This window comes from Marivirga arenosa (genome assembly GCF_030503895.2).
In the GTDB taxonomy this organism is placed as follows: Bacteria; Bacteroidota; Bacteroidia; order Cytophagales; family Cyclobacteriaceae; genus Marivirga; species Marivirga arenosa.
The window spans coordinates 2,359,890-2,373,823 of the sequence record NZ_CP129970.2 but is presented as its reverse complement, the minus strand read 5'-3'; the positions used below and the strand labels follow the sequence as shown (position 1 = coordinate 2,373,823).

The 13,934-nt window shown below is 34.7% G+C and carries 9 protein-coding genes; 6 read left to right on the top strand and 3 right to left on the bottom strand.

Annotation, left to right across the window (positions count from 1 at the left end; all coding sequences use genetic code 11):
- Positions 1–3 precede the first annotated feature (3 nt).
- Complete coding sequence (gene tatC, locus QYS48_RS10410) at positions 4–849, top strand: twin-arginine translocase subunit TatC (RefSeq protein ID WP_308355859.1); 846 nt, start codon at positions 4–6, stop codon at positions 847–849.
- A 12-nt stretch (positions 850–861) separates the two neighbouring features.
- Positions 862–1,992, top strand: a complete 1,131-nt coding sequence (locus QYS48_RS10405) for a DNA polymerase III subunit delta (RefSeq protein ID WP_308355858.1) — start codon at positions 862–864, stop codon at positions 1,990–1,992.
- An 8-nt stretch (positions 1,993–2,000) separates the two neighbouring features.
- On the opposite strand, the gene QYS48_RS10400 is transcribed toward QYS48_RS10405, so the two are convergent.
- From QYS48_RS10400 to QYS48_RS10390, 3 genes are all read right to left on the bottom strand, one after another.
- Positions 2,001–3,017 (bottom strand): alkaline phosphatase D family protein, encoded by a 1,017-nt coding sequence (locus tag QYS48_RS10400; RefSeq protein WP_308355857.1) that lies wholly within the window; start codon positions 3,015–3,017, stop codon positions 2,001–2,003.
- Positions 3,018–3,113: 96 nt separating this feature from the next.
- Entirely contained in the window at positions 3,114–3,890 is a 777-nt protein-coding gene (locus QYS48_RS10395) for a hypothetical protein (protein WP_308355856.1), read from the bottom strand.
- A 144-nt stretch (positions 3,891–4,034) separates the two neighbouring features.
- A complete protein-coding gene (locus tag QYS48_RS10390) occupies positions 4,035–5,570 on the bottom strand; it encodes a cryptochrome/photolyase family protein (protein ID WP_308355855.1) in 1,536 nt (511 codons plus the stop codon).
- Positions 5,571–5,741: 171 nt separating this feature from the next.
- Between QYS48_RS10390 and QYS48_RS10385 the strand changes: the two genes are divergently transcribed.
- The 4 genes from QYS48_RS10385 to QYS48_RS10370 all read left to right on the top strand — a co-directional run bounded on the left by QYS48_RS10385 (position 5,742) and on the right by QYS48_RS10370 (position 13,869).
- Positions 5,742–8,384: an AsmA-like C-terminal region-containing protein gene (locus QYS48_RS10385; RefSeq protein ID WP_308355854.1), complete on the top strand. Its 2,643-nt coding sequence runs from the start codon at positions 5,742–5,744 to the stop codon at positions 8,382–8,384.
- A 258-nt stretch (positions 8,385–8,642) separates the two neighbouring features.
- Positions 8,643–10,271 carry an L-glutamate gamma-semialdehyde dehydrogenase gene (gene pruA / locus QYS48_RS10380; protein WP_308355853.1) on the top strand — a complete coding sequence of 543 codons (1,629 nt, stop codon included), beginning with the start codon at positions 8,643–8,645 and terminating at the stop codon, positions 10,269–10,271.
- Between the two features lie 205 nt (positions 10,272–10,476).
- On the top strand, positions 10,477–11,805 hold the full coding sequence (locus QYS48_RS10375) for a pitrilysin family protein (protein WP_308355852.1): 1,329 nt from the start codon (positions 10,477–10,479) through the stop codon (positions 11,803–11,805).
- A gap of 24 nt (positions 11,806–11,829) precedes the next feature.
- Positions 11,830–13,869 carry a pitrilysin family protein gene (locus QYS48_RS10370; RefSeq protein ID WP_308355851.1) on the top strand — a complete coding sequence of 680 codons (2,040 nt, stop codon included), beginning with the start codon at positions 11,830–11,832 and terminating at the stop codon, positions 13,867–13,869.
- Positions 13,870–13,934 lie beyond the last annotated feature (65 nt).

The window sequence follows — 13,934 nt, the reverse complement described above, 5'->3', positions numbered from 1 at the left end:
GATATGCCTGCAGATCAACCACAAGCGGAGATGAGCTTTTTGGATCATCTGGAAGCCTTTCGGTGGCATATCGTAAGGGCTTTATCCGCAGTAGTAATATTTTCAATTATTGCCTTTGCTTCCAAAGAATTTGTATTTGGAACCTTAATTTTAGGCCCTTCAAGGCCTGATTTTTGGTTTTACCAAATGGCTTGCAAGCTAGGCGAAACTGTTGCTAATTCAACTGCCTTTTGTATTGATGATTTACCTTTCATTATTCAAAGTAGGAAAATGACTGGGCAGTTTAGTATGCATATCACCTCTTCTGTTGTGCTTGGGATAATTGTAGCTTTCCCTTATTTTTTCTGGGAAATGTGGCGTTTTGTTAGTCCTGCACTTTATGAAAACGAAAAAAAGACCAGCAGAGGTGCTACATTCTTTGTGAGCTTATTGTTTTTATCAGGTGTACTATTTGGCTATTATATAGTATCACCAATATCCATAAACTTCCTAGCGAATTATCAAGTTGATCCGAGCGTTCTCAATGAATTTGACATTACTTCTTATGTTTCCACTGTAACCATGTTGGTATTAGCTTGTGGGCTAATGTTTCAGTTACCAATGGTAATATTATTCATGAGTAAGGCGGGTATAATAGATCCTCAATCATTAAGGAACTACCGCAAAATTGCGATTGTGGTAATACTTGTGATCAGTGCATTTATTACCCCTCCGGATCCTATAAGCCAGATTCTAATTTCTTTGCCTTTGCTATTATTGTATGAAATCAGTATTTATATTTCAGCAATAATCCATAAGAAAAAGCAAAAGAAAGAGGCTGAAGAATTAAAGAAATTAAAAGAGCACTAAAAAAAATAAATAATGCTTTTTGCCGATATACCAGGATTAAATGATTTAAAGGAGCAACTTATCAAAGGTGTGAAGTCTGGAAAGATTGCTCATGCTCAATTATTCTGGGGTAAATCGGGTGCTCCTAATTTACCTTTGGCATTAGCTTATGCTAATTATCTTAATTGTGAAAATCCTGGTGAAACAGATGCATGCGGCACTTGTAATTCGTGCCATAAAAATGCAAAATTCATTCACCCGGATTTTCAATTTTCTTTTCCCACTGCAGCAAATGATAGCATAAAAGGTGATGATGCTAAGCTAAGCAATAACTTTTTGAAACATTGGCGATCATTTCTTTTAAAAGATCCGTTTGCCTCAGCATTAGACTGGATAGACCACATTGGATCAGGTAATCGTCAGCTTAATATTGCAAAAGACGAAAGTAAGAATATCATCCGAAACCTTTCACTAAAAGCATTTGAAGGAAAATATAAGATCATGCTGATATGGCTACCAGAATATCTACACCCTTCTGCCGCCAATGCCCTGCTTAAAATTATTGAAGAGCCTTCCAATAAAACCATCTTTTTACTAGTCTCTAATGATAGAGAAAAATTAATTGGAACAATTACTTCAAGGACTCAAGCAGTACATATTCCAAATTATTCCGATCCTGAATTAAAGGATATATTGGTTTCTAAATATGGAGTGGAAGAATCTCATGCCAAACAATTAGCTCATATATCACAGGGCGATCTTCACAAAGCAGTCCAGCTCGTTGATGATGTTTCTGACGATGCTCAGCAGGAGTTCGAACAATGGATGCGCGAATGCTGGGCTAATGACTACACCAAGTTGGTTAAACGCTCTGAAGACTTTCATAAATGGGGTAAAATGAACCAGCAGCAATGGTTGATTCATGCTGAAAATATCCTAAGAGAATCATTAGTAGCTTTGATGCAAAGCACTGAATTAATGCGGGTTCCTGATGAACACGAGCAATTCGTTTTGAAATTCAGTAAGACATTAAGTCTAGAGAAAATTATTCAAATGACTGAAATACTAAACAAGGCCATCTATTACTTAGAAAGAAATGCAAGTGCTAAAATGACCTTATTGAATGTTTCATTAAAAATTGCTTCCATTCTAAGAAGTAATTAAAGACTTCCCTAAAAGTTAATGCTAGCGAAGTGTATCAACTCTTGATCATTTCCTCTAATTTCTAGATCAACTCCTAAGCCATTATTCGTTTCATTAATTTTAATAAGGCCATAGTTCAGTTTTGTAACTAATTCTCCTAATCTATATCGGTTATCTTCCTCAGCATCTTCCCATACATGCGTTAAACCGCTTGATGTAATCTCAACCAGTGGATAATCTAAACCCTCTAAATCTATTCTTGATATCTCACCTATATGACGATCTCCACTAAGTAAAACAACTCCTTTAGGTTGTTTTTCTTGAATTAGATCAAGTAGTCTTTGCCTTTCTTTAGGGAAATTAGCCCACTTCTCGTAATCATGATCTTCTGGAATCATTTGTATACCACTTGCTATAATATACAATGAGACAGCATCGTCAGAGAGTTGATTTTCCAGCCAATTCCACTGTTCTTCACCTAATACCGTTCCTGTTTCATTCTTTTGATAAACACGGTTTATCCTTTCTAAGCTATCTCGAAAATACCTGGCATCCAGCAAAATGACTCTAATAGTTTTAGAATTCCAATTTATATCATGAGAAGAATAGACTCCTTCTCTCTTTCTTCTAGGATCATCTTTTGGAACATCAAAAAAATCTAAAAATAACTGCTGGCTTTCTTCTTTGAATTCATATTCTTTTCCTGCATCATTCTTACCATAATCATGATCATCCCATACTCCAATAACCGGTGTTTCCTGTCTAAGCTTAGTATACCCTTCATTTTGTTTTTGGCGATTATATTTTTTCTGCAACACCTTCATATTGTCAGTATCACCATAAATATTATCGCCTAAAAACATAAACAAATCTGAATTATGGGCACTGATCGAAGACCATAATGGTTGAGGAAGATTTTCTCTATTACATGAACCAAAGGTTAAAACCAATTCATCTTTCGATTGAATTTCGAATGTTTGATCTTGGGCCTTTATTGAGTTTGATAAAATCAAAACACAAAATGCAACTAAAAGATAATTTCTCATGATTTCTAAATTTTAAACCGCAAATTAATGCTTAATAAAATTTAAATTTAGAAAAACGGATTATTTTTATGTAAACAACAGGAATGTTGTTTTTAATTAGTGAGCTATAATATTAAAAACTGTATTGATTCTTTCAGAATCATACAGATTAAGTGCTTGTTGCAGCCTTTGGCTAGCTAATTTTAAATCCTGATTATTAATTGCAATCAAACCTTGATTAAAGTACTGCAGAGCTACTAGCTGTCTTAGGCTAATCTGTTTATAAATAGTTTTTGAATTAGGATTTCCATACTGGAGCTCGCCTACTTTCTCATTACTCATTAAAGTATTAACCTGACCCATGGGTAAAAACTCCGCTTTAAATTGAGCTACTTTTTGAGGATCAGAAATAAATCCAGCTTGAGCATCTGTAGATTCAAATATGTATTCTTTTTCCTTAAGCTCGGCTATGATAAAAACATGATAATCCGTTTCAATGATTCGGTGAGAAATATTAAAATAATTCAGCAGTACAGAATACATGATACTTCCAGAAACACAATCGTAATCTCCACCAGATAACAATTCATTTATGGTAGTACCCTTATTATAGTTTTTAAGCATTTTTTGATGAGAAGTGTAAAATAAATACTCCAAAAAATAATCTTGATCATAAGCTGATCTGCGTTCCAATTTATTGATTAATCTGTTCCATTTTTTATGAGTTTCGAAGTCTTTTTGTGAAACTGCAAATTCCTTATCCTTCAAAAGAAACTCATCTTCTAGCTTTAGGGGCTGCCCCAAAACTGGTGCAATGAGTAAAAGGCAGAATGCTGCTATTACTCCTGATAGGATTGAAACTTTGTGATGATATGGTTTTTTAATGTTATCCAATATTAACAAATTGTTAACATATAACGATTTTTACTAATCCAAAGTTAACAATTAATTAATAAAAATAATAAATAGATAACATTATTTAAGCAAAAACCTTACATAAAGGGCTGATTTACATGTTTTTATAAGATTATGTTAATGTTAAAGCTTGTTAATATTATCTAAATAATAGTTGGCTTGATTGAGTAATTCCTCTTTTTCTTCTTTACTCTTTTTATCCCATGTTCTGTACATCATGGAAATTCTCTGGTTCTTCTCTAGCTTTTCTCTGTGCTTATCATAAAAATTCCAGTAAAGACTATTAAATGGACAGGCATTTTTTCCGGTTTTCTTTTTATGGTCATAATGGCATTTGGAGCAATAATTACTCATTTTATGCATATAATTGGCACTCGCCAAATATGGCTTAGAACCTACAATTCCACCATCTGCAAACTGACTCATACCCCTCGTATTAGTAATTTCCACCCATTGAATAGCATCAATATAAATTCCTAAATACCACGCATCAACCTCATCAGGATCCGTCATATTCAATAATGCAAAGTTCCCGGTCACCATCAACCGTTGTATATGATGAGCATAAGCATCAGATAAAGATTGTTTGATAGATTTTTCAAGGCATTTCATTTTAGTATCACCTGTCCAGTAAAATTCAGGTAATTTTCTTTTATGCTCAAAGAAATTAAGCTTCTCATATTCTGGCATTTTTGCCCAATAAATTCCTCGCATGTATTCACGCCAGCCAATAACCTGTCGGATGAAACCTTCTACTTGCGCTAAGCTAATTCGATCTGAATCATCTTCCCATGCTTCAATCACTTTATCAACCAATTCTTTAGGATGAATCAATTTTGTATTTAAAGCAAATGATAATCTAGAATGGAAAAGAAATTTCTCATCCGTGTGCATTGCATCTTGATAGGTTCCAAAATACGGTAACAGTTCTCTACAGAAATACCTAATAAATTGTAAGGCTTGTTTCCTGTTAATCGGCCAATCAAAATGATCCGCATTAATTTCTCCTAAAGTTTCAATTTCAGCATCTTTTATTTCTTCAAGAACATCTTCTACATTGTTTTGGTAACTATATTCCTCTGGTATTGAAACCTCTCCTTTATATTTGTTGCGATTATCATGATCAAAATTCCATTTTTCACCAACTGGATCTTTCCCATTCATCAAAATATCATGATCCTTCCTCATTTGACGATAGAAGTTCTCCATCAAGAACTGCTTTTTACCTTTAAAGAAATTAGCGATATCTTCTCGTTTGGTAAGAAAGTGTTCTGTATCCATAGATTCTGAAGAAATTTCAATCTGATTACAAAATTCTTTAAGCTGCTGATCGAGCCTGTATTCATCGGGTAATAAATATTCAAAATGCTCAATCTTTTCGCTTTTTATTATCGCTTGCAAATTCTTAGTTAAAGAGTGTTGATTATTATCGTCATTGATTTTATAATATATAATGTGATGGCCCTGATCTTTAAGATATTCTGAAAAGGATCGCATAGCTGTAAAAAAAGCTACAACTTTCTGGATATGATGTTTTACATAATCTGTCTCTTGACGCATTTCCATCATCACATAAATAATTTCATTATTTACATCTGAAAACCAGGAATGACGTTCGTATAATTGGTCCCCTAGAACTAATCGCAATGTCTTTTTCATATTAAAAATTTGTATATCAACTCTAGGATAAAATAAATGTTGATAAAATACATTGATAATAAAACGACAATGCTGCCTAAATAGGAACTTTATGTTTTGATAAATGACGCTATACTTTTGCTATCATTTTTTATTTATAAATTTACATTTGCATTCAACTAAGAAAAAATTATGAAAAAGCTATTAATCATTCTCGCCAGTATTGTAGGATTATTGGTTTTAACTATTGTCCTGGTACCTATAGTATTTAAGGATAAAATTATATCAAGCATTCAAACTGAGATTGACAAGTCACTAAATGCAAAAGTTAATCTTGACCCTACAAAAATCAGAGTTTCATTGATTTCAAACTTTCCAAATATGACCTTAGGAGTGGAAGATTTCTCCATTTCCGGAAAAGAAGTATTTGAGGGAGACACCCTTTTTGCAGCCAAAGACTTCGCTGTAGAAATGGATATAGTAGCTATTATTAAAGGAGAACCTCTGAATATTAAGGGAATCACATTAGACCAGCCATTAATTAATATTTTGGTATTAGAAGATGGCTCAGCCAATTATGATATCACCTATCCTTCTGAAGAAGAAACTCCTGAAGAAGAAACTACTTCAGAGGATGAATTCACCTTTGGTATTGACCACTGGGAAATCAAAAACGGTAGAATTAACTACATGGATCAGATGTATGGAGTAGCTATTTCGTTGTTAGGAGTAGATCACTCTGGTAATGGTGATTTCTCACTTTCTGTTTTTGATATGCAAACCAATACAACGGCTGAAGATTTTTCTTTTGCCTATGATGGAGATGTATACATTGCGCATAAAAAATTGAAAGCCGATCTGTTGTTTGGTATGGACCTAGATAATTTTAAGTTTACTTTCAAGAATGCCAAAGCATCCTTAAACGATTTCAACCTAAATTTTGATGGATATTTTGCGATGCCTACTGATGACTATGATATGGATATCGCATTCTCAACCACTGATACTCAGTTTAAGAGTTTACTTTCATTAGTGCCGGGTATGTATGCTGAGGGATTTGATGCGTTAGAAACCAGAGGTGAATTTGATTTCTCAGGTTATGTAAAAGGAATTTACAGCGATACTAAAATGCCTGGGTTCTCAGTTGACCTTGCCGTAAGAGACGCCTACATTAAATCTCCAGATGTACCATTGCCAATTGAAAAAATAGCTATGGAGATGCATGCTTCATCTCAAAGTGGCGATATGAAAGATGGTTATCTTGAAGTCAAAAATTTTGGTCTCAGCATTGATAAAGACAGATTTACAGCCAAAGCAAAAGTTAATAATTTCGATTCTCCTATTTGGGATTTAAGTGTAAACGGAGGATTAAATTTAGATATTATTTCTAAGATTGAACCTACCGAAGATTTCACATTAGCAGGAATGATATCCGCAAACCTAAATTCAAAAGGTTCCTATGTTGATGTAGAAAGTGAAAACTATGCTAAGCTGAATACAAGTGGTAGCATGAGCATGAAGAACTTTTCATATTCAGAAAAAGGTTCGCCAGATTTTAAAATCACAACTGCAGACTTGAGCTTTGATCCTAAAGCCATTACTCTTAGTAATTTTGCTGGGAACTATGGTAAAAGTGATTTCACTTTAAATGGAGGTGTAAGTAATTACATTGCTTATGCTTTAGATGAAAAAGCCGTTATTAAAGGAAATATGGAATTAAAATCATCCTTATTAGATATTAACGAGATGATGGGAGTATCTGAAGAAGAAGCGACAGAGACTCCTGAAGATACTACAGCTATGGAAGTAGTAGTTATTCCTGAAACTATTGATTTCACTTTTGATGCCACTGTAGGAACAATCAAATATGATAATTTTGATATGAAAAATGCAGTAGGTAAAATCATTATAAGAGATGGAATCTTAACATTGGATCCAATGAAAGTGGATATGTTAGGTGGATCAATCAAAATGGCAGGAATTTATAATAGCCAAGATGAATATGAACCTAAGTTTGATTTTAAACTAGATATATCTGAATTCAGCATACCTGAAACCTTTAAGAATGTTACTACCGTTCAAAAATTCGCTCCAATAGCCGAAAAAATGGATGGTAAATTCAGCACGAATTTCTCCATGAATGGATTATTGACTCAAACTATGATGCCTGATTTGAATACTTTATCGGGTGGAGGATTGATTAAAATCGTGCAAGCTGCCGTTAAAGATTCCAAAGTGATTAGTGGAGTAACCTCCTTATCTAAACTAGATAATACAAGCGAAGTGAAAATTAATGATGTTAAGGTTCAGGCAGAAATTAAAGATGGCAGATTGAATGTAAAACCATTTGATGTGAAAATAGGAAACTACAATGCCACTATTGATGGAAGCACTGGATTAGGTGGAGACATTGCCTATAATTTAAAAATGAATGTTCCTACAGGAAGCATGGGGAAAGCTGCTAATTCGGCAATTTCAAGCCTCTTAGGCAACAACTTGAATGTAGTAGGTAATTCCATCAATTTAAACTTCAATATCGGGGGTACTTACGATGATCCAAAAGTTAAACTAGGCAGTACAACTTCTGAAGGCGGAAGCACAGTTGCTTCTTCAGCAAAAGAACAGATAACAGAAAAAATTGATGCTGAAAAAGATAAGTTAAAAGCCGAGGCTGAAGCCAAAGCTAAAGCTGCAAAAGATAGTGCGGCCGCTGAAGCAGAAAGATTAAAGAAAAAAGCTGAAGAAGAGGCTAAAAAGAAAGCTGAAGAGGAAAAAGAAAAGCTTAAAAAGAAAGCCAAGAGCAAGCTTAAAGATATGTTTGGTGATGGTAAATGATCAGAAATAAATAATTCAAAATAGCATTAAAGGAAAATCAGTTTGATTTTCCTTTTTTTATGTCTTCGAAAATGCCGCTGTACTGTTTCTCAATTTTAAGAACGACCAGATTTAAGAAAAAAGGCATTTGCTACAACAAAATATTTTAAAATCGTAAGCATGAACAAGGGGTAAAAATTCAGAAGGTAAAAACGAGGCAATCTGAAATATTTACCTAATTTTAGACTTTTATTTTTCAAGCATAAATTATTTAATAATATGTCAACAGCAATTTACAAGGTGCCAGTACCTAAGAACGAACCTGTTAATAGCTACGCTCCTGGAACTCCAGAAAGAGCTTCTTTACAAGCTAAGTTAAAAGAGCTAAGATCTCAAGAAGTTGATGTTCCAATGTACATTGGTGCTGAAGAGGTAAGAACAGGAAAAACACATCCTTTAAATCCTCCACATGATCATCAGCATAAATTAGGTCAATTCCATGAAGGCGATGCCAGCCATGTAGATCAAGCTATAAAAGCGGCTTTAGCAGCTAAGCAGGAATGGGCTGATTTACACTGGCAGCAAAGGGCTGCAGTATTCTTAAAAGCTGCTGACTTAATCGCTGGTCCATACAGAGATAAAATTAATGCGGCTACAATGTTAGGTCAATCTAAAAATGCTTATCAAGCAGAGATTGATTCAGCATGTGAGTTAGCCGATTTCTTAAGATTCAATGTAAAATATATGACCGAAATCTATGAGGAGCAGCCTTATTCTCCTGATGGAATTTGGAACAGAATGGAATACAGACCATTAGAAGGTTTCGTATTTGCCTTAACTCCATTCAACTTTACTGCTATTGCAGGTAACCTTCCGTCTAGTGCAGCCCTTATGGGTAATACAGTAGTTTGGAAACCTGCTTATTCTCAAATCTATTCTGCAAATGTAGTAATGGAAATCTTCAGAGAAGCAGGAGTACCAGATGGCGTTATCAACCTAATTTATGTGGATGGTCCAACTGTAGGTAAAAAAGTATTTACGCATCCTGATTTTGCAGGTATTCACTTTACAGGTAGTACTGCAGTATTCCAGACGATTTGGAAAACTATCGGTGAGAATATTGAAACCTACAAATCTTATCCAAGAATTGTTGGGGAGACAGGCGGTAAAGATTTCATCTTAGCACACAAAACTGCAGATGCTAAGCAAGTGGCTACGGCTATCACTAGAGGGGCATTTGAATATCAAGGACAAAAATGTTCTGCTGCCTCAAGAGTTTATGTTGCGAATAATATTTGGGACGATGTTAAAAAGAATCTTCTTGCAGATATCAAAGATATCAAAATGGGAGGACCAGAAGATTTCGATAACTTCTTTAATGCAGTAATTGATAGAAAAGCTTTTGATAAAATTAAAGGTTATATCGACCATGCGAAAGAAAGTAATGTAGCAGAAGTGATCGCTGGTGGTGAGTGTGATGACTCAAAAGGTTATTTCATTCAGCCTACTGTAATTGTAACTAAAGATCCTCAGTATGTTACTATGCAGGAAGAAATATTCGGTCCAGTGGTTACCATTTATGTTTACGAAGCGGAAAACTTTGATGAGACCTTAACATTAGTTGACGAAACATCACCTTATGCATTAACTGGAGCAATCTTCAGTAATGATCGCTACATCATAGAGAAAGCTACAAAAAGATTAAGCCAAGCGGCTGGTAATTTCTATGTTAATGACAAGCCAACAGGTGCAGTGGTAAATCAAAACCCATTTGGAGGAGCTAGAAAATCAGGAACTAACGATAAAGCAGGTTCTAAATTGAACTTATTACGTTGGTGTTCTGCAAGAATGGTGAAAGAAACATTCGTTACTCCATCTGATTACAAATATCCGTTCATGGGAGAATAAGATCTAATTACTCATTAGAGTTACTGAAAGCCTTCGAGTTTATTCTTGAAGGCTTTTTTCATGCACTTACTTTATCCTTATTTATTTCCCCCTATCCCCTTTCTTCACCTTCTTAAATAGTTAATATTTTCGAAACTTTTCGATGTAATATTTGTATTATATTCGCATTAATTTTAAAATAAATCAATTTAAAACCAATCAACTTATGATGAAAAGACTTATAATCGGGTCTTTGTGCTTAATGATGTCAATAGGCGCATTTGCACAAAAAAAAGAGATTGAATTCACTGAATTTGATCTTGACAATGGAATGCACGTGATTTTACATCAGGATAACTCTACGCCAATTGTAGTTGTTTCTGTAATGTACCATGTTGGTTCAAAAAATGAGAATCCTGAACGTACTGGATTTGCGCATTTTTTCGAACATTTATTATTTGAGGGTTCAGAAAATATTGAAAGAGGTGAATTCGATAAATACATCACCAATGCAGGTGGTGTTAACAACGCAAACACTTCAAATGACAGAACCTATTATTACGAAATACTACCTTCAAATCAATTAGAACTTGGGCTTTGGCTCGAATCTGAGCGATTAATGCACGCAAAAATTGAAGATATTGGAGTTGAAACACAAAGAGAAGTAGTGAAAGAGGAAAAAAGACAGCGTGTTGATAACCAGCCTTACGGAAGCGTGTTGGAGGAAGTAATGAAAAGAGCTTACACAAAGCACCCTTATCGTTGGACGCCAATTGGTTCTTTAGAGCATTTAAATGCGGCTTCATTAGATGAATTTGTTGAGTTTTATGAAACATTCTACGTCCCAGAAAATGCAACATTATCTATTGCAGGTGATATTGACATTGCAGAAGCAAAAAAGATGATAGAAGATTACTTTGGCACTATACCAAAGGGAGGAAAAGAAATTCCAAGACCTAACATTGTAGAACCAGAGCAGAAAGAAGAGGTAAGAGATACTATCTATGATAACATCCAATTACCGGCCGTAATTCAGGCTTATCATATGCCAGCACAAGGTACTGAAGATTCATATGCTCTTGAAATGTTGAGTACAGTATTATCTGGTGGTCAGTCTGCCAGAATGTATAAATCATTGGTAGATGAACAGCAAAAAGCTTTACAGGTAGCCGCTATCCCTTTTTCGTCAGAAGATCCGGGCCTATATCTATTATTTGGATTACCAACTATCGGGGGTGATTTAAAAGAATTAGAAGCAGCTATGGATGCTGAAATCAAGAAGGTACAGGAAGAATTAATTTCTGATAAAGAATTTGAGAAAATAAGAAATCAGAAAGAAAATGACTTTATCTCAGGAAACAGTAGAATGGCCGGTATAGCTGAAAGCTTAGCAAATTATCATGTTTACTATGGCGATGCTAATTTGATCAATAAGGAAATTGACAGATTCATGAATGTAACTAAGGAAGATATCAAAAGAGTTGCTAATGAATACCTTAATGAAGACAATCGAGTGGTATTGTATTATCTACCAAAATCGCAACAAAACCAATAAGTCGTTTCACTTTATAAATGAATAATGATGATTAAGAAATTATATATAAGCTTAATTTTTACCCTTATTGCAAGTTTTGCAATAGCACAGGTAGACAGAACTACGGCTCCTGAACCAGGGCCGGCAAAGGAAATTAACATTGGCGAACCAACTACTTTCACTCTTAAAAATGGACTAAAGGTATTTGTAGTAGAAAACCATAAGTTACCAAGAGTTGCGTTTTCTTTAACCTTCGACAGAGATCCAATCTTAGAAGAAGATAAAGCAGGCTATGTGAGCATGGCGGGTCAAATGTTAATGAAAGGAACTAAAAATAGAAGCAAAGCAGAATTAGATCAAGACATTGATTTTATTGGGGCTAACATCAATACATTCGCCACAGGAATGTACGCTACGTCCTTAACTAAGCACCAAGATAAATTAATGGAGTTGATGACTGATATCTTATTTAATCCATCTTTCCCGGAAGAGGAATTAGATAAGTTAAAAAAACAATCATTATCTGGTTTAGCTGCATCAAAAGACGATCCGAATGCCATTGCTTCAAACGTTAGAGGTAAATTAGTATATGGAGACAATCACCCATACGGTGAATTCGAAACTGAAGAAACGATTGAAAATATCAATTTAGAAGGCATCAAAGAATATTATAATACCTACTTCAAGCCAAATATTGGCTACCTAGCGATTGTAGGTGATATTACTCCTAAAGATGCTAAGAAGTTAATCAAGAAAAATTTCGAAAGTTGGGAAAAGGCAGAAGTTCCTACAAAAGATTATGAAATGCCTACTCCTCCGGAAGAAACTTTTGTGGCTTTAGTTGATCGTGAAGCTTCCGTACAATCTGTGATCAATGTGACTTATCCAGTTGAGCTTCCAATTGGTAGCGAAGATGTAATTACAGCAAGAGTTTTAAATGAAATTTTAGGAGGTGGTTTTTCATCCCGATTAATGCAAAACTTAAGAGAAGATAAAGCTTTCACTTATGGAGCAAGATCTTCACTAAGTGCTGACAAATTAGTCGGAAGCTTTAATGCTAGCGCTAGTGTAAGAAATGAAGTGACTGATAGTGCTGTGAATGAGTTTATGGCTGAATTAGTGAAAATCAATAAAGAAGGTGTAACACAAGAAGAATTAGATGCTGCTAAAGCTTCTATTTCAGGCAGTTTTGCCAGATCTTTAGAAAGCCCACAAACGGTAGCCTCATTCGCGATCAATACTGCGCGATACAATCTTCCAAAAGATTATTATGCGAACTATTTGAAAAATTTAGAAGCGGTAACTTTAGAAGATGTAAAAGCAGCGGCTCAAAAATATATCCTTCCCGAGCAAGCTAATATTTTAGTAGTGGGTAAGGGATCTGAAGTAGCAGAAAAATTAGAGCGTTTTGGTGAAGTGAAATACTTTAACCGTAAAGGCGAAGAGTATGACCCGAATGACAAAAGCGCGATGCCTGCTGACTTAACAGTTGAGAAAGTGTTCGAAAAATACTTTGAAGCATTGGGTGGAAAAGAGAATATCGAAGCAGTAAAGTCTATCAAAACAGTTTACTCAGCGAGTGTTCAAGGTCAGAATATAACCATTACGGAAGTAAAAAATAATGCCAACTACAAAAATGAGACTGCTATGGGACCAATGGTATTAAGTAAAGTATTGGTAACTGATGAAGATGTGAAAGTTTTTCAGCAAGGACAGGAAGTTCCAGTACCAGATACGGCAAAGGATAATATCAAATTTGGTGCTAAAATTTATCCTGAACTTTATTACGATGAAATTGGAGCTACTTTAAAATTGACGAATGTTGAAGAAGTAAATGGCAAACCTGCCTATGGTGTAAGTGTCACTTTACCTTCCGGAATAAGCTCTACTTCTTACTTTGATGCAGAATCAGGTTTAAAAGTGAAATCAAGCTCTGCTCAAGGATCTGAAGTCATTAAATCATACAAAGAAGTGGATGGAATCATGGTTCCTGAAAAAAGAGCGATCAGTCAGGGCTTTCAATTAAGTGCTGATTTAGAATCTGCAGTGATCAATTTCGAAATCAAAGAAGATACTTTTAAATAAAGGATTAATAACATTTTAAGAAAAGCCCGAATAAATCATCTTTATTCGGGCTTTTTTTATTGAAT

What these genes read in the sequence shown, in the direction of transcription:
- QYS48_RS10390 (WP_308355855.1), bottom strand. Translation starts at nt 5,570, where the DNA reads ATGAAAAAGACATTGCGATTAGTTCTAGGGGACCAATTATACGAACGT.
- QYS48_RS10405 (WP_308355858.1), top strand. Translation starts at nt 862, where the DNA reads ATGCTTTTTGCCGATATACCAGGATTAAATGATTTAAAGGAGCAACTT.
- QYS48_RS10400 (WP_308355857.1), bottom strand. Translation starts at nt 3,017, where the DNA reads ATGAGAAATTATCTTTTAGTTGCATTTTGTGTTTTGATTTTATCAAAC.
- pruA (WP_308355853.1), top strand. Translation starts at nt 8,643, where the DNA reads ATGTCAACAGCAATTTACAAGGTGCCAGTACCTAAGAACGAACCTGTT.
- tatC (WP_308355859.1), top strand. Translation starts at nt 4, where the DNA reads ATGCCTGCAGATCAACCACAAGCGGAGATGAGCTTTTTGGATCATCTG.
- QYS48_RS10385 (WP_308355854.1), top strand. Translation starts at nt 5,742, where the DNA reads ATGAAAAAGCTATTAATCATTCTCGCCAGTATTGTAGGATTATTGGTT.
- QYS48_RS10370 (WP_308355851.1), top strand. Translation starts at nt 11,830, where the DNA reads ATGATGATTAAGAAATTATATATAAGCTTAATTTTTACCCTTATTGCA.
- QYS48_RS10375 (WP_308355852.1), top strand. Translation starts at nt 10,477, where the DNA reads ATGATGAAAAGACTTATAATCGGGTCTTTGTGCTTAATGATGTCAATA.